Here is a 15,627-nt window from a genome sequence, read left to right as displayed (position 1 = left end):
TGGTAGCGAGCGGTTCAAACAAAAACACCGACGCCTAAACGTCGGTGCTGAACTACTAGTTGGCGAACTTCTCGTTGCTGAGCTATAAAGCAGAGCTGAGCAATTACTCGCTGGCGGTCTCTGCTTTCGCTTTTTGGCGCAGACGGATGTTCAAGTCTTTCAACTGATCCGCGCTGACTTCACCTGGTGCATCAGTCATTAAACAGCCGGCGCTTTGGGTTTTCGGGAAGGCAATCACTTCACGAATTGTCTTAGCTCCAGCCATCAGCATCACTAAACGATCTAAACCGAACGCTAGACCGCCATGGGGAGGCGCACCGTATTGCAGAGCATCCAGCAGGAAGCCAAATTTTTCTTGCGCTTCCTCTTGGCCAATGCCCAAAATTTCAAACACAGTGCTTTGCATGGTTTGATCGTGAATACGAATAGAACCACCACCGAGCTCGGTTCCGTTAAGCACCATATCGTAAGCACGCGACAAGGCCTTTGCTGGGTCAGCTTTAAGCGCTTCTGGCGAGCAAGAAGGTGCAGTAAACGGGTGATGTAACGGGCTGAGGCGACCGTTGTCGTCCGCTTCAAACATCGGGAAATCGACAACCCATAACGGCGCCCACGCCTGGGTGTAAAGCTCAAGGTCGGCACCCAACTTGACGCGTAATGCACCAATGGCCTCATTGACGATGCGCGCTTTATCCGCACCAAAGAAAATGATATCGCCATCTTCAGCGCCTACGCGATCAAGCAGCTCTTCAACCACATTTTCCATGAACTTAACAATGGGTGATTGAAGACCTTCAAGCCCTTTGGCACGCTCATTGACCTTAATCCACGCCAGCCCTTTCGCACCGTAAATACCAACGAACTTAGTATATTCGTCGATCTCTTTACGAGACAATTTGGCGCCACCCGGTACTTTCAATGCCGCTACGCGGCCGTCTTCCGCACTTGCAGGTCCCGAGAAGACTTTGAAATCAACCTGCTGCATCAGGTCATCAACATCGGTCAACTCTAGCGGAATGCGCAGGTCAGGCTTATCAGAGCCAAAGCGATCCATTGCTTCTTGCCAAGTCATCCGTGGGAACTCAGGCAGCTCAACGCTCAGCACTTCCTGGAAGAGTTGACGAATCATGGCTTCGGTAATGCCCATGATATCGTCTTCTTCCACAAAAGAGGCTTCGATATCGATTTGCGTGAATTCAGGCTGGCGATCAGCCCGCAGATCTTCATCACGGAAGCATTTAGCGATCTGATAGTAGCGATCAAAACCAGCCACCATTAACAGCTGCTTAAACAACTGTGGCGACTGCGGTAATGCAAAGAAGCTGCCTGCATGTGTCCGGCTAGGAACGAGGTAGTCGCGGGCACCTTCCGGCGTTGCGCGAGTCAATACCGGCGTCTCGATATCCAGGAAGCCTTGGTTTTCCAAGTAAGCGCGGACGTTATGAGAAATACGCGAACGCAAGCGTAGCTTCTCAATCATATCCGGGCGTCGAAGGTCGATATAGCGATGCTTTAAGCGAACCTCCTCGCCTACTTTGTTGTGTTCATCCAACTGAAAAGGTGGTGTGGCAGCTGTGTTGAGCACCTCCACCTCTTTAGCTAATACCTCAATCATGCCTGTTGGCATGTTGGGATTTTGCGTTCCTTCAGGGCGCAACCGGACACGGCCAGTAATACGAAGCACGTACTCACTGCGAGCACGGTCAGCATTAGCAAATGCCTCGGCGGTATCAGGGTCGACTACGAACTGAGCGATACCATCGCGATCGCGCATATCCAGGAAGATGACCCCACCATGATCACGGCGGCGATGAACCCAACCGCAGACAGTGACCGTTTGTTCCACCAAAGTTTCGTTAAGCTGGCCGCAATAATGGCTGCGCATGTCTAATCCTGTTCTGTTGCGTGGCAATGAGATTGTCGTGGGCCGTTCTGACCCTGACAACCGCGGCTAAGCCGCGGCGCCCTTTTTCGTTGATGCGCTACTGGTATCGCTTGTGGCACCAGTGCTAGAAGTAGATTGGCCTTCTGCTGCCAAGTTTTTCTTACTTCCTGTTTTAAAATCGGTTTCATACCAACCGCCGCCAGCAAGGCGGAAACCAGCCGCCGAGACCAAGCGTTCAAGACTGGCTCGCTGGCACGCGGGACAATCCTTAAGCGGATCCGCGCTGATTTTCTGCAATTTTTCCATGCGATGACCGCAGGCCTTGCACTCGTACTCATAGATGGGCATGTTGATAACTCCTGAAAAGCTCAACTCCGACAGGCTAAGTTTGTATAAACTAGTGGCAAATCCAACGCTTGCCAGGCAAAGAATATGTGGCCTGCTGGGATAAATTCCAAGACTGCGGTTGATAGAGCGACACATTATACCCTTTTGTGCCCCCTGCTGAGCAAGGCCAAGTGCCTTTCGGCAGATAATGGAGAAAAGAAAAATGCCCAATGCGGTAATGCTGGATGCCGAGAGCTTAGGCGCGGATATCAATCTAACAGCAATTAGAGACCTTGTTAGTCATTTAGAGGTGTATCAGCAAAGCACTGCCGAACAGGCAAGTGAGCGCTTGTCAGATGCGGACATAGCGATCGTCAACAAGGTTGTACTGAACGCAGAAACACTATCAACTTTGCCTAAACTCAAGCTTATTTGTGTGTTGGCTACTGGGCTTAACAATATTGATCTCGACACAGCTAAAGCCCAAAACATTATTGTAAAGAACGTCACCGCCTATGGAACAGCTAGCGTTTCTCAGCACACATTAATGTTAATGCTGACACTGGCAAACCGATTGCCACGTTACCAAGCTGACATCGCACGAGGCGAATGGCAGCGCAGCGATTTCTTTTGCTTACAAGCTCACTCGACGCTGCAGCTTTCCAATAAGCATCTGGTGATGGTGGGGCAAGGTGAGCTTGGCTCAGAAGTGGCACGTTTAGCTGAAGCGTTTGGGATGAAGGTTACATTTGCTGCTCGTCCTGGCAATGAATCAAACGACAAGCGGCCCTCTCTCGACGATTTATTACCGACGGCAGATATTATTAGCTTGCATTGCCCGCTTAACGAAACAACCAAGCACCTTATTAATCGCACACGCTTGGCAAACGCTAAGTCATCACTGCTATTAGTCAACTGTGCCCGGGGCGGCATCATCGATGAAGAAGCGGCACTTGAGGCGCTTCGTGCTGGCAAGATTGGAGGGTTAGCGGTTGATGTGCTCCCCACTGAGCCGCCGAAAGAAGGTCATCCTCTATTAACAGCATTAGCAGAAGGAGAGGCACTTAATTTGATAGTGACCCCTCACAATGCCTGGATTACCCCTGAGGCTCGCCAGAACATTGTGGCGCTCACTGCTGATAATATTAAGCAATGGCAAACTGAGGCGAGTGGATTAAGCGCCAATTAGTAGGTTGCGAAATGATCAGGAGCGCGGTGGCCATCCAGCACTTCAATAGTGACATGGGTTACCTGCGCTCCTTTGGGTCCCTGCCATAACCATTCAGTAACAGAAGCCACGGCAGTGGAATTACCGCATAGCACTACCTCTACCCGTCCATCGGGTAAGTTTTTGGCGTAGCCCGTTAGCCCTTGTTGAAGCGCTTGTTCCTGTGTTGAACGCCGAAACCATACTCCCTGCACTTTTCCTGTTACATAGGCGCGTACACAACAAGTAGACATAAACTGTCCTCTCAGTGTTTATACAATAGCATTTATAGACTTCAGCCTGGTAAATCGACAGGCTGAAGTCTGTTGATATCCACTCTTTTCAAACGAGCTCTCTATAGGGCTCTTTTTACCCACCTTTTTTAAACCAATTCTTGTCTTACACTAACTCTCGCTTCACCAGCACTGCACTATTACGTGGCACCAATGGCCGCCCACGACGAAGTAGCAAGGAACGAGTAAAAGCGGCGCCAAACAGTAGAATTAATGAACTGTAATATACCCATAATAGAATCATCACAACAGACCCCGCTGCGCCATAAGTAGACGCTGTGGCGGTATATGTTAAATAAATAGCAATAACGCTGCGTCCAATTGTAAACAGTACGGCGGTTACTACTGCGCCAATCAACACATCCTGCCAACGGAGAACAACATCCGGCAATACTTTGAAAATAGTAGCGAATAACAATGCCACCATCGCAAGTGAAATTAATGACTCAAGCGATGTCGTTAATAAACTGGCATAGGGCAATAAATTTCCAGCTCCGTGGAGCATCCCTCGCAAGGCAACCGCCAACACTAACGATATTAGTAGGATGAAGCCAATAGACAGTACGACCGTTAAAGAAAGTAAACGATTTTTTATAAAGATAAGAGCGCTGTTGGAGGTGGGCTTTGCAGTAACGCCCCATATGGTATTGAGCGAAAATTGCATCTGTGCAAACACGGTCGTGGCCCCTACTAACAAGGCCACAAAGCCAAGCACTGTTGGTAAGATACCTGACTCTTCTATACGTGATTGGACAACGGCCTGCTCAATCGCAAGTGCTGCGTCAGCGCCTAACGTGTCCTGAAGCTGAGCAACTATTTGACCTTGGGCAGCATCTTCACCCAGCACCACGCCTATCACTGTTACCGCGATAATAACGGTAGGCGCTAAGGAGAAAAGTGTGTAGAACGCTAATGATCCGGCATAGCTGAAGGCATTTCGTTCAAGCCATAACGCCGTTGCATCTTGAACCACGTTCCACCAAAAAATGATCGTTTTTTTCAGCATATTCATTCCCTTAACAAAAGAGTGTCCCTATCAAGCACTAGCGCAAGATACATCTAACAATCATACCGAACTAAAACGTTGAGCGCAGGCGGAGGCGCATTGCGCACCTTAACTGCCCACTTCATAATGGCTCTCTTTTCTCTGCTACTTTCTCACCCACGACCAAGGAAGCGTTATGAATTCGGATGCTGTTAAATCTACTACGGCTTACGACTTTGATTGCTTGGTGTTTATTGGTCGTTTTCAGCCTCCCCACCTTGGCCACCTTGCCATTATCCGAGAGGCGTTAAAACAGGCACGCCAAGTCATCGTATTAGTGGGCTCTGCTTGGCAGGCACGCTCTTTACGCAACCCGTGGACGTTCGATGAGCGACAGGCAATGATTCGTTCTGGGTTTGATGAACAAGACAATCAACGCCTGGAAATTACTCCCCTACTTGACGCGCTTTACAACGATGATGTGTGGGTACGTGATGTGCAGCGTAAAGTGCGTGATTTGACTTCCCCTGCTAACGCTCGCTTACCCCGTATTGGTTTGATTGGCGCAAGCAGAGGACAATCAAGCTACTATTTATCGCTTTTTCCTCAATGGGAGTCTATCAGTGTTCCACTCGTTGAAGGTATTTCAGCGAGTCAAATACGTGAGCGGTTGTTTCGCTCGCCTGGTTCTACCGATGACTATTTGAGTACAGGTGCATACCACGACTTACCACCAGAAGTCGTCAAAAGCGTTGACAAGTTTTGCAAAGGTATTGCCTACCACGGCCTACTGGAAGAGCAGCAGCTACTCGATCAATACAAACAAGCCTGGGCACAAGCCCCCTATCCGCCCATTTTTGTGACTGTTAATGCGGTTGTCGTCCAATCAGGCCATATTTTGTTGGTAAAGCGAATGGCTGCGCCGGGTAAAGGACTTCTTGCATTACCCGGAGGCTTCATCAATCCCCATGAGCGTTTACTAGATGCCTGTTTAAGGGAGCTCCGTGAACGCTTAAGGCTTAAAGTGCCCGAACCCGTTTTAAAGGGCTCGCTACGCGGACAACGCTTGTTTGATGAACCTCATCGCAGTTGGCGTGGACGAACGTTAGCTGAAGCTTTCTATTTTGCTCTTAGACCTGATCAGCAGTTGCCCCGTTTAAAGCCAGTCAAGGGCGGCGATCATGCTCGCTGGGTCGCCCTTGCTGATCTAGAACCCGAAAGCTTGTTTGAAGATCACTTCTTCATTATTCAAAATTTTCTTGGATTGCCGGCAGATTTAGGCACATTTTAAAATCTAAGGTATTTTTCTAGTCGTTCTGCAGGCTAAGCCTGCAGAAAATCACGTGGCAATTTCATCATTTGGCGCCAGAGACGCTCAACGCCAGGTTTATGGACTAACGAACAGCGGTAAAGTCTAATTTCTAGAGGGATATCCCAATTTTCATCGCCAGCTCTTACTAATTTGCCGGTTTTGAGCTCTTCACGAATACAAAAATCAGGAATCCAAGCAACTCCCACTCCCTGAAGTACCATGCCTTTCAATCCTTCTGCCATGGCCGTTTCATAAACCGTACGCAGCTTCAGTCGTAATGGATCGTTTTTGAGCAGCATGCGTACGCTCCGCCCCAGAAATGCGCCCTGCGTATAAGCTAAATAGGGAATTGAACTGTCATTTTGAATCGAGAAAAGCGGTTTGCCCTCTTCATCTGGTAGTGAAACAGGCAACATTTTCACTTGGCCAATCGAGAAAGAGGGAAAGACTTCTGCGTCCAGCTGCATAGTGGCAAAGGGGTCATAATATGCCAGCATCAGATCACAGTTACCTTCGCGCAGAACATGGATCGCCTCTCCAACGTTCATAGCGACTAATCGTGTAGGCAGTTCACCCAAGCCTTTTTGTAAACGAGAAATCCAAGGTGGGAAGAAGCTTAATGCCAGTGAGTGTGCCGCGACGATATCAAGCGCTTCATTCGCAATAGAAACTCCCCGGAGATGGCTCAATGACTCGTTCAATTGCTCCACTAGGTTGCGTGCGGTGATCAAAAACAATTGGCCCTCTGAGGTCAGGCCAATCGGTGTTGTCGAACGATCTACTAAGATGACCCCTACCGCTTGTTCTAGCGCACGAATACGGCGACTGAAAGCAGGCTGAGTAACATGGCGCTGCCTGGCAGATGCCGAAAAACTTCGTGTATTGGCTAATGCAACGAAATCCTCGAGCCATTTTGTTTCTAAATTCACCCAAAACTCCTTTTGCCTAATCGTTGTTAGCGGCGTGCAGGGTTATTATTGATTACTGAATAGGTGCGGTTAAATATGCCGCACGAGAAACTACTTTCTTCCACATTGGGCGCTGGCTAATTTCGTCAATTGTAACGCGTCGACACTGAGCAAAATCTTGCTCTAACATGGCGTGTACTTTACTGGCAAACGCTGTGCTGGGTATAAAAGCTGTTATTTCAAAGTTGAGCCGAAAAGACCGATTATCCAGGTTTATTGTGCCGACAGTCGCTGCGTTGTTGTCAATGAGCATGACCTTTTGGTGTAAAAACCCAGGAAGATAACGGTATATTTTCACACCCGCTCTTAACATATCAGGCAAAAATGAAAATGCAGATAGAAACACCAGCAAATGATCGGGGCGCTCGGGAATCATAACCCGCACATCTACGCCTCGCATTGCTGCTAACCTAAGCGCATCCTGTACTCCTTGATCTGGTACGAAATATGGGCTAGTTACCCAGAGCCTTTCATTAGCACTATGAATTAACTGTTGAATTAAAAGGCTAGCCGTGTCCTGTTTATCGGCTGGGCCAGATGGCACAATAACCACATGATGATCATCTTGCGGATGACTCTCGGCATGCCAGTTTAAGGTAATGACTTCCCCTGTTGCCCAGTGCCAATCTTCCCAAAAAGCTTCCTGCAAACCCAGCACACACGGTCCACCGAGGGCTAAATGGGTATCACGCCAGGGGCCATGCTGTGGATTTTGCCCAAGGTATTCTACACCAACATTAAAACCACCTACCCAGCCCTGCTTACCATCCACGACTGCTATTTTACGATGGTTGCGAAAATTAAGCTGAAAGCGATGTTTGAATCCGCGAGAAGAACGAAAAGCTTTTACTTCGATACCTTCTTTGATCATCTCATTTAAAAAGCCATCGTTTAGTTTCCGACTACCCACTTCATCGTATAGAAAATAAACACGCACCCCCCGCTGTGCAGCTTTGATTAAATGATCCTGCAATCGTTTGCCTAAAGCATCGTTACGCACAATGAAAAACTGCAGCAGAAGATACTCTTTTGCCTGATCAATACCCTCAAAAAGGCTTGTGAAGGTGGCTTCACCATCGATCAACAAGTCGGCACTATTACCTTTAGTCAGCGGCATCATTGCCAACTGTTCAACTGCCTGAATATCGATGCTAGTCGGCGATGAAAGGTGCGGCTTAATGTTATGGCGATAACGTACCAACACTCGACGTAATACGTTATCTCGTTCCCCTCTTGCTGTTACATAGCCATAGAAACGCGGGCGACCGAAAAACCAATACGCAGGCAGCGCAACATAAGGAAACGTTAATAGTGAAATAATCCAGGCGATAGCCCCCTGAGACGTTCTGCTCGACATAAGCGCCATGACCGCTGACACGATACCTAATAGATGTATCAACATAATGCCGGTCCCTAGCAACCATGAGGTCATTGCCTATTCCTCGCTATGAAGTGAGCTGTTTATCAGATTATTTCACTGCTAATGCACAAAAGCCCCGCGTGAGACGGGGCTTATTTGTCACTGATTGCAGTTCTACGCCATCAGTATGCTACGCCTTTTGGGCGATGATCTCCTTCCATTTGGCCGGGCCTGTCTGGTGGACGGAAGTTCCTTGGCTGTCGACAGCAACCGTGACCGGCATATCTTCAACTTCAAATTCGTAGATGGCTTCCATTCCTAGATCTTCAAAACCAACAACGCGTGACTTTTTAATTGCTTGGGCAACAAGGTAAGCAGAGCCGCCAACAGCCATCAAATAAACCGCCTGGTTATCGCGAATGGCATCAATGGCGGTCTGACCGCGTTCCGCTTTACCAACCATGCCAAGCAGGCCGGTCTCTTCAAGCATGGTGCGGGTGAACTTGTCCATTCGAGTAGCGGTGGTCGGACCAGCGGGGCCAACGACTTCGTCACCTACCGGATCAACAGGACCCACGTAGTAAATAAAGCGGCCTTTCATATCAACCGGTAATGGCTCGCCTTTGGCAATCATATCGACCATGCGTTTATGCGCCGCATCACGGCCAGTTAATAGCTTACCATTCAACAGCAGCGTATCACCCGGCTGCCACGTTTTGACTTCTTCAGGAGTGACGCTATCCAGATTAACGCGCTTGACGTTATCGCCTGCTTCGCGGGTAATTTCTGGCCAGTCTTCAAGTTTAGGAGCAGGAAGCGCTACTGGGCCACTGCCATCAAGCGTGAAATGCGCATGACGCGTGGCTGCGCAGTTGGGGATGATTGCCACAGGCTTATTGGCCGCATGGGTTGGATAGTCTTTAACTTTAATATCCAGCACGGTGGTTAAACCACCTAAGCCTTGAGCACCGATACCGCTCTTATTCACTTTGTCGAACAGTTCCAGACGCAGCTCTTCAGCGCGGTTGCTAGGCCCACGGGCCTGCAAATCTTGAATATCGATAGGGTCGAGCAGCGCTTCTTTGGCAATCATCATCGCCTTTTCAGCGGTGCCGCCAATACCAATTCCCAACATACCCGGCGGACACCAGCCTGCGCCCATTTTAGGCAACTGCTCCATCACCCAGTCCACAACGCTATCGGATGGGTTTAGCATCGCAAACTTAGATTTGGCTTCGCTGCCACCGCCCTTCGCGGCGACGTGGATATCGACCTTATCACCCGGCACAATCGAATGGTGAATAATCGCGGGTGTATTGTCTTTGGTATTGGCTCGCTTACCGTCGGGATCAGCGAGAACAGAAGCACGCAGCACGTTATCAGGCAATTGATACGCACGGCGCACGCCTTCGTTAATCATGTCATCGAGGCTTAGCTCGGCGTCCCAAGTGACGTTCATACCCACGTGAACGAATACCGTCACAATGCCCGTATCCTGGCAAATTGGACGATGTCCCGTAGCACACATTCTTGAGTTAATTAAGATTTGTGCAATCGCATCTTTCGCAGCGGGGTTCTCTTCACGCTCGTAAGCAGCTGACATTGCATCAATGAAATCTTTAGGATGGTAGTAAGAGATGTACTGTAGAGCATCGGCAACGCTCTGAATGACGTCGTCCTGGCGAATCACGGTCATGGACTAACAGCTCCTCGGTTATCGTCTTGGCTGCGGCCTTTTTAATGGCCGTCTAGATGTATCGGTAAGTATACCGTATTGACCTTTATGCGGCAGCCACAACTACGGTTAACCTACGTATGATAACTAGGGCATTAGTTTGACGTTCATTAGAACATACAAGATAACGGTATAAAATTATAGGTGCTGGCACGTTGGACATAAATATAAACGGCGAGAGCCAACCATTATGCGTTCGATAACTGAGCCACAGCGATGACAGGAAAGGCCAGCGCGTTCAAACACACTAAAACGCCATTGTCGGCGTGGCTCACCGGAGGCAATGGCCTGTTTAATCCATCCCTCACGATTAGTAACACCCGCTTCCAAATACGCCTGACGCGTCGTTTCCACAATCATAGTGGCGAGCAGGTCTAACTGATTTTCAGTTAAGTCACATGGGCGCTTCTTAGGGTGAACGTTAGATAAAAAAAGAATTTCAGAGCGCAAGTAATTTCCTAACCCAGCGACAAGCCCTTGATCAAGTAACAATGCACCCAGGCTTCTGCGCATAAACGCTGGATCAGTCAGGCGTTGTTTCACATCATCAGCCGATACGTTTTGACTTAATAAATCAGGCCCCAAGCGAGACAAGAAAGGGTGATGGCTCAACTCACTCTCATGCCAGAGCGAAATATCAGACGCGCTATAAAGACTAGCCACCTTGCCCTCAGCAACCAGCCGAACTCGTAATGACCTTTTCGTGCTTGGCGGCCTACTCTCGCTATGTAGCTTCCATACGCCATAAAGCTGATTGTGGGAATACAGCACACGATGGTCTGCAAAACGGATTAGCATGGCCTTGCCCCACGTATCAACTGCCTGAACCCGTTGACCAATCAATGAATCCGCTTGCACGGCGAGTTCAGGAAATGCAAACCACACATCATCAAGATGTTTGCCACCTATCTGCTTCTCAATTTTATCTGCTGCACGGCGGATTTCAGGGCCTTCAGGCATCGTTTACCCCAGCGCCAGCTGTTTTTCTTGCATTTGATGAAGTTGATCACGAAGCCTTGCCGCCTCTTCAAACTCCAGGTTCTGCGCGGCTTCAAACATGGCGTCCTCTAGCTTACTAATAGCCTCGAGCAGATCGTGTTTGCTCATCGTGGCCACATCATATTCAGCAGCACTCTCTGCCACTTTGCGCTCGTTGCCACGCCGACGACTGCTCTTCTTGCCTGGTGCCTGGGCGGCTTCAAGAATATCCGCCACGGAGCGCGTCACGGTGGTTGGCGTGATGCCATGCTCTTCGTTATGAGCGGTCTGCTTGGCGCGGCGACGTTCGGTTTCATCGATGGCTTTGCGCATTGAATCGGTGATTTTGTCACCGTATAAAATAGCTTTACCATGGGCGTTACGGGCTGCACGGCCAATGGTTTGAATCAGTGAGCGTTCAGCGCGTAAAAAGCCCTCTTTATCCGCGTCCAGGATAGCAACAAGCGACACTTCGGGAATATCTAAGCCTTCTCGAAGTAAGTTGATACCGACTAAAACATCGAACTTACCAAGACGCAGGTCGCGAATAATTTCAACCCGCTCAACGGTATCAATATCCGAATGTAAATAGCGCACGCGGATACCGTGCTCATCAAAGTATTCGGTCAGATCTTCCGCCATGCGTTTAGTCAACGTCGTCACCAGAACACGCTCACCTACGGCGGTGCGTAAGCCAATTTCTGAGAGCAGGTCATCAACCTGAGTGCTGGCGGGGCGAACCTCTATTTCTGGGTCTAACAATCCCGTTGGGCGCACCACCTGTTCGACAATTTGACTGGCATGCTCTGCTTCATACTTGCCTGGCGTTGCCGACACAAAGATGGTTTGTGGCGAAATAGACTCCCACTCTTCAAATTTCATTGGGCGGTTATCTAGCGCTGAGGGTAGCCGAAAGCCATATTCAACCAGGGTCTCTTTTCTAGAACGGTCGCCCTTATACATACCGCCAACCTGGGGTACGCTCACATGAGATTCATCAATAAACAGTAACGCGTCATCCGGCAGATAGTCGAAGAACGTCGGGGGTGGCTCGCCAGGCGCGCGGCCTGAAAGATAGCGCGAGTAGTTCTCAATGCCGTTGCAGTAGCCAAGCTCTAGCATCATTTCAATATCGTAAAGGGTTCGTTGTTCTAAGCGCTGCGCTTCAACTAAACGCTCGTGCTTACGCATCCACTCAAGACGCTCCTTAAGCTCTGCCTTGATCGCATCAATAGCACCTAAAATAGTTTCTCGCGGAGTAACATAGTGAGATTTAGGATAGATGGTCATGCGAGGCACATGGGTACGCACCTCGCCAGTTAATGGGTCAAATAGGCGAATAGAATCAACTTCGTTGTCAAACAACTCGACCCTCACCGCTTCCTCGTCAGAGTCCGCAGGGAAAATATCGATCACATCGCCCCGTACCCGGTAGGTGCCTCGACGAAAATCCATATCGTTGCGGGTATATTGCAGCTCGGCTAAGCGGCGTAAAAAGGCACGCTGGTCAATTAGCTCACCACGGGTAAAGTGCAGCCGCATCTTGAGATACTGATCCGGATCACCGAGACCATAGATTGCCGATACCGAGACAACGATAAGCGCATCACGGCGTTCCAGCAGCGCTTTCGTAGCAGATAAGCGCATTTGCTCGATATGGTCATTTATCGAGGCATCTTTCTCAATAAAGGTATCTGAGGAAGGGACATAGGCTTCCGGCTGATAATAATCGTAGTAAGAGACAAAATACTCGACAGCGTTATCCGGAAAAAACGATTTGAACTCACCATATAGCTGGGCAGCTAGCGTCTTATTGGGCGCCATTACAATCGTTGGGCGCTGCTGCTGCTGCACAACATTTGCCATAGTGAACGTTTTACCCGAGCCAGTCACCCCTAACAAGGTCTGATGGGCAAGCCCCGACTCAAGCCCACTAATCAGACTGCGTATCGCGGCGGGCTGATCACCAGCGGGCTTAAATTTGGACTGCAGCCGGAATTCCTTGCTCATCATTACTCCTTAAAAAGGCAGTGTACTACTCGGTAAACGTGGAAATTTCTACCGTCGCCTGGGTCATCAACCGCTGTATCGGGCAGCGATGGCTAATGTCTTCTAGCTTTGCCCGCTGTTCAGGATCATCAATGCCGTGGAAAGTCATCGTCACAGCTAACTTATAGACACCTTTTCGTTCCTCACTATCATCGCGCTGGACCTTAACGGTGATGCCTTCCAGCGGCCACTCTTTGCGCCTAGCATACATTTGCACAGTAATGGCTTTACAGGTACCTAGGGCAATATCGAAGTAGTCATGCGGGTCTGGTGCACTACCGTCTCCTCCGACTACCGGCGGTACGTCCCCATAGAGGTCTTCCAAACCATCGACTTCAATACGCTGACGAAATGTATGGTTACGCTCACTAATAATCGTGATTGGCTTATGCATCAGGAAACCTTTATACCGAGGTTTAACTTCTCGACCGCTTTTATAAGCGCTTCACGCTTAGCTCGCCCTTCTACTTCTGCTCCGTGGCGCCCTACCTCAGCACTATCGACGCCATCCAGCATCATCAGCGCCGTGGTAATCTTATTCACCTGATCTACTGTTGTGACACCTTGGAACGTTAATGATTGATATGCCATTCCTTGCCCTTTTCTACGCTGAATTGAAGTGAGTACGCTATTGAAAACTATGCAAAACTGATACAGGCAAAGAAGTCTAGCACGCGCCAGAGCCCTTGCAATCTACCCGCAGTGCCCGCACCTTTGATACAAATGCGATTACGTTACGTTTACCCTATCTTCCCTTATGGAGTCTATATGGCGACTGTCTCTTCGTTACTCAAGATGAATGGCTGCGTCCGTTTGCCTCACCTCGCCGCCTTAGATGTCAAAGGTCCAGATGCTGAGAAATTCCTACAAGGGCAAACAAGCGCACAAGTTAGTTTAGCCAATGGTTTTTTTGCGCCTCTTACCTGCTTTTGCACACCAAAGGGAAGAATGCTGGCCAATGCTCAATTACTGAAAATCAGCAACGACCATTATAGGCTACTGTTGAGCACCTCATTGATCGATATGCTCGCCAGTCATTTAGCCAAATTTGCCGCTTTTTATCGCGTCGAATTGCAGGCTCAGACATCGATGCTTATCGTAGGCGCCAGCGAAAGTGCCAACAAGATTGCTCAAGCGTTTGGTTTAGCGCTTCCTGATCAACCTTATACCCATCACAGCAATAACCAAGCGACAGCCCTATGCCAGCCAGATCACGGGCGTTGGCTAATCAGTATAGAAAATTCTGCTGAACAGAATGCCATTGAAATAAATGATGATGAAGAGGCGTTTAATACGTGGCAATTAGCAGATATCCGCAGTGGTTTGGCGTGGTTAACAGCCCCACAGCAAGATCACTTCCTCCCACAAATGTTGAACTGGGAAGCGCTGGGGGGAATTAGCTTTAAAAAAGGTTGCTATACAGGACAAGAAGTCGTCGCACGGGCGCATTTCCGGGGCCAAGTGAAAAAACGCTTAGTGCGCATTACTGCCAGTGTTAACAGCTTACCCCAGGTCGGTGACACGCTAGTGGATGGGCAGGATAAAACCGTAGGTGAAATCGTTAGCAGCGCATTTAGTGGCGACCAGCAAATTGAGATGCTCGCCGTTGCAAATACTAAAGCGATTGAAGCGCTCTCGCCCCTTTATTGGCAAGGACATCCGATAGCTCTCTGCGACCTGCCCTATACCGTTGAGCGCCTGGATCCTGAACAGCTGTCCAGCAGCCTAAATGGCTAACGGGCGTTGAAATGTGGCAGCTGAAATAACCGAATAGCATTTGCACTGCTTAGTGCCGCTATTGTTTCAAATGACTGATGCCGGAGTGCTGCCACCACGCCAGCTACCTTTGCTACCCTGCATGGTTCATTACGTTGCCCCTGATAGCCGCTAAGCGGCATATCGGGGCTGTCAGTCTCTAACACAAAGCCATCGTCAGGTAAGCGTGACACCACGTTACGAAGTCGTTGTGCGCGCTCGTAGGTAATCGCTCCACCCAACCCCAGGGTATAGCCTAGATCGAGAAACTTAGCGGCCTGCTCATAAGAGCCTGAGAACGCATGGATAAGCCCACCACTGGGAAGCGCCAGCTGGCGTAGACGTTTGCTTATCTGATCATTCGCTTTTACGCAGTGCACCACAACAGGTAAAGCGAACTGTTTTGCTAAACTTAGCTGCGCATCGAAAAAGGCCCACTGTTTATCTAGCGACTCAGTAAAACGGCCATCGATACCGCACTCACCTATTGCTACAACGCGTTTTTCGGCTTCGACTTTCTGCTCAGCTAAAAGCTGCTCCAAGGAGACTAAATCGTGGTTAGCGTGTTGATCGATGAAGTAAGGGTGAAGGCCAACACAAATACTTATCTCCTTACGCGCACTAAGCACCAGCACATTAGGCCATAGGGAACGCGTCGTTGCTGGCACTACAAAGTGTTCGACACCCACCGCCTTGGCATTTTCGATGACCGCATCGCGATCATCGTCAAACGCCTCAAAATCCAGGTGGCAGTGGGCATCAATCAACATAGC

15 protein-coding genes are annotated in these 15,627 nt (G+C 49.3%); 3 read left to right on the top strand and 12 right to left on the bottom strand.

Going from position 1 to position 15,627, the window contains the following annotated elements; genetic code table 11:
* Positions 1 to 103 precede the first annotated feature (103 nt).
* Both aspS and JFC11_RS12950 read right to left on the bottom strand, forming a co-directional pair.
* Positions 104 to 1,885, bottom strand: a complete 1,782-nt coding sequence (aspS, locus tag JFC11_RS12955; protein ID WP_038484334.1) for an aspartate--tRNA ligase — start codon at positions 1,883 to 1,885, stop codon at positions 104 to 106.
* Between the two features lie 66 nt (positions 1,886 to 1,951).
* On the bottom strand, positions 1,952 to 2,233 hold the full coding sequence (locus JFC11_RS12950; protein WP_038484338.1) for an FmdB family zinc ribbon protein: 282 nt from the start codon (positions 2,231 to 2,233) through the stop codon (positions 1,952 to 1,954).
* Positions 2,234 to 2,435: 202 nt separating this feature from the next.
* On the opposite strand from JFC11_RS12950, the gene JFC11_RS12945 reads away from it, so the two are divergent.
* Positions 2,436 to 3,401: a D-2-hydroxyacid dehydrogenase gene (locus JFC11_RS12945; RefSeq protein ID WP_038484341.1), complete on the top strand. Its 966-nt coding sequence runs from the start codon at positions 2,436 to 2,438 to the stop codon at positions 3,399 to 3,401.
* On the opposite strand, the gene yccX is transcribed toward JFC11_RS12945, so the two are convergent.
* Together yccX and JFC11_RS12935 are read right to left on the bottom strand one after the other, a co-directional pair.
* Complete coding sequence (gene yccX, locus JFC11_RS12940; RefSeq protein ID WP_120386934.1) at positions 3,398 to 3,673, bottom strand: acylphosphatase; 276 nt, start codon at positions 3,671 to 3,673, stop codon at positions 3,398 to 3,400. The genes JFC11_RS12945 and yccX overlap by 4 nt on opposite strands.
* 145 nt (positions 3,674 to 3,818) lie before the next feature.
* Positions 3,819 to 4,718 carry a YihY/virulence factor BrkB family protein gene (locus JFC11_RS12935; protein WP_095602958.1) on the bottom strand — a complete coding sequence of 300 codons (900 nt, stop codon included), beginning with the start codon at positions 4,716 to 4,718 and terminating at the stop codon, positions 3,819 to 3,821.
* Between the two features lie 175 nt (positions 4,719 to 4,893).
* Here JFC11_RS12935 and JFC11_RS12930 point away from each other — a divergent pair, with 175 nt between their 5' ends.
* Positions 4,894 to 5,988, top strand: a complete 1,095-nt coding sequence (locus tag JFC11_RS12930; RefSeq protein ID WP_038484350.1) for a bifunctional nicotinamide-nucleotide adenylyltransferase/Nudix hydroxylase — start codon at positions 4,894 to 4,896, stop codon at positions 5,986 to 5,988.
* A 32-nt stretch (positions 5,989 to 6,020) separates the two neighbouring features.
* Here the strand turns inward: JFC11_RS12930 and JFC11_RS12925 are convergent, their stop codons facing one another.
* The 7 genes from JFC11_RS12925 to JFC11_RS12895 all read right to left on the bottom strand — a co-directional run bounded on the left by JFC11_RS12925 (position 6,021) and on the right by JFC11_RS12895 (position 13,690).
* Positions 6,021 to 6,938 (bottom strand): LysR substrate-binding domain-containing protein, encoded by a 918-nt coding sequence (locus JFC11_RS12925; protein ID WP_038484353.1) that lies wholly within the window; start codon positions 6,936 to 6,938, stop codon positions 6,021 to 6,023.
* A gap of 52 nt (positions 6,939 to 6,990) precedes the next feature.
* On the bottom strand, positions 6,991 to 8,409 hold the full coding sequence (cls, locus tag JFC11_RS12920) for a cardiolipin synthase (RefSeq protein WP_198349705.1): 1,419 nt from the start codon (positions 8,407 to 8,409) through the stop codon (positions 6,991 to 6,993).
* 118 nt (positions 8,410 to 8,527) lie between these two features.
* Complete coding sequence (locus tag JFC11_RS12915; protein ID WP_038484359.1) at positions 8,528 to 10,033, bottom strand: fumarate hydratase; 1,506 nt, start codon at positions 10,031 to 10,033, stop codon at positions 8,528 to 8,530.
* 177 nt (positions 10,034 to 10,210) lie between these two features.
* Complete coding sequence (gene nei / locus JFC11_RS12910; RefSeq protein ID WP_198349704.1) at positions 10,211 to 11,032, bottom strand: endonuclease VIII; 822 nt, start codon at positions 11,030 to 11,032, stop codon at positions 10,211 to 10,213.
* A gap of 3 nt (positions 11,033 to 11,035) precedes the next feature.
* The gene (uvrB, locus tag JFC11_RS12905; protein WP_038484365.1) at positions 11,036 to 13,060 is read right to left on the bottom strand and encodes an excinuclease ABC subunit UvrB; all 2,025 of its coding nucleotides are present in this window, start codon (positions 13,058 to 13,060) and stop codon (positions 11,036 to 11,038) included.
* A 25-nt stretch (positions 13,061 to 13,085) separates the two neighbouring features.
* Positions 13,086 to 13,493, bottom strand: a complete 408-nt coding sequence (locus tag JFC11_RS12900; protein ID WP_038484368.1) for an OsmC family protein — start codon at positions 13,491 to 13,493, stop codon at positions 13,086 to 13,088.
* Positions 13,493 to 13,690, bottom strand: a complete 198-nt coding sequence (locus JFC11_RS12895) for a hypothetical protein (protein ID WP_038484371.1) — start codon at positions 13,688 to 13,690, stop codon at positions 13,493 to 13,495. Before JFC11_RS12895 ends, JFC11_RS12900 begins: the two co-directional genes overlap by 1 nt.
* A 177-nt stretch (positions 13,691 to 13,867) precedes the next feature.
* On the opposite strand from JFC11_RS12895, the gene ygfZ reads away from it, so the two are divergent.
* Positions 13,868 to 14,836 (top strand): CAF17-like 4Fe-4S cluster assembly/insertion protein YgfZ, encoded by a 969-nt coding sequence (gene ygfZ, locus JFC11_RS12890; RefSeq protein ID WP_198349703.1) that lies wholly within the window; start codon positions 13,868 to 13,870, stop codon positions 14,834 to 14,836.
* Here the strand turns inward: ygfZ and JFC11_RS12885 are convergent.
* On the bottom strand, positions 14,833 to 15,624 hold the full coding sequence (locus JFC11_RS12885) for a TatD family hydrolase (RefSeq protein WP_038484377.1): 792 nt from the start codon (positions 15,622 to 15,624) through the stop codon (positions 14,833 to 14,835). The two genes, ygfZ and JFC11_RS12885, sit on opposite strands and share 4 nt — an antisense overlap.
* Positions 15,625 to 15,627 lie beyond the last annotated feature (3 nt).

Origin of the sequence: Vreelandella alkaliphila, from assembly GCF_016107625.1 — a bacterium.
Taxonomy (GTDB): Bacteria; Pseudomonadota; Gammaproteobacteria; order Pseudomonadales; family Halomonadaceae; genus Vreelandella; species Vreelandella alkaliphila.
Note: the sequence above shows the minus strand (reverse complement) of the source record. Positions and strands in the feature narration are given on the sequence as shown.

What these genes read in the sequence shown, in the direction of transcription:
- JFC11_RS12895 (WP_038484371.1), bottom strand. Translation starts at nt 13,690, where the DNA reads ATGGCATATCAATCATTAACGTTCCAAGGTGTCACAACAGTAGATCAG.
- uvrB (WP_038484365.1), bottom strand. Translation starts at nt 13,060, where the DNA reads ATGAGCAAGGAATTCCGGCTGCAGTCCAAATTTAAGCCCGCTGGTGAT.
- JFC11_RS12945 (WP_038484341.1), top strand. Translation starts at nt 2,436, where the DNA reads ATGCCCAATGCGGTAATGCTGGATGCCGAGAGCTTAGGCGCGGATATC.
- JFC11_RS12885 (WP_038484377.1), bottom strand. Translation starts at nt 15,624, where the DNA reads ATGTTGATTGATGCCCACTGCCACCTGGATTTTGAGGCGTTTGACGAT.
- cls (WP_198349705.1), bottom strand. Translation starts at nt 8,409, where the DNA reads ATGACCTCATGGTTGCTAGGGACCGGCATTATGTTGATACATCTATTA.
- yccX (WP_120386934.1), bottom strand. Translation starts at nt 3,673, where the DNA reads ATGTCTACTTGTTGTGTACGCGCCTATGTAACAGGAAAAGTGCAGGGA.
- JFC11_RS12930 (WP_038484350.1), top strand. Translation starts at nt 4,894, where the DNA reads ATGAATTCGGATGCTGTTAAATCTACTACGGCTTACGACTTTGATTGC.
- JFC11_RS12900 (WP_038484368.1), bottom strand. Translation starts at nt 13,493, where the DNA reads ATGCATAAGCCAATCACGATTATTAGTGAGCGTAACCATACATTTCGT.
- ygfZ (WP_198349703.1), top strand. Translation starts at nt 13,868, where the DNA reads ATGGCGACTGTCTCTTCGTTACTCAAGATGAATGGCTGCGTCCGTTTG.
- nei (WP_198349704.1), bottom strand. Translation starts at nt 11,032, where the DNA reads ATGCCTGAAGGCCCTGAAATCCGCCGTGCAGCAGATAAAATTGAGAAG.
- JFC11_RS12915 (WP_038484359.1), bottom strand. Translation starts at nt 10,033, where the DNA reads ATGACCGTGATTCGCCAGGACGACGTCATTCAGAGCGTTGCCGATGCT.
- JFC11_RS12950 (WP_038484338.1), bottom strand. Translation starts at nt 2,233, where the DNA reads ATGCCCATCTATGAGTACGAGTGCAAGGCCTGCGGTCATCGCATGGAA.
- aspS (WP_038484334.1), bottom strand. Translation starts at nt 1,885, where the DNA reads ATGCGCAGCCATTATTGCGGCCAGCTTAACGAAACTTTGGTGGAACAA.
- JFC11_RS12935 (WP_095602958.1), bottom strand. Translation starts at nt 4,718, where the DNA reads ATGCTGAAAAAAACGATCATTTTTTGGTGGAACGTGGTTCAAGATGCA.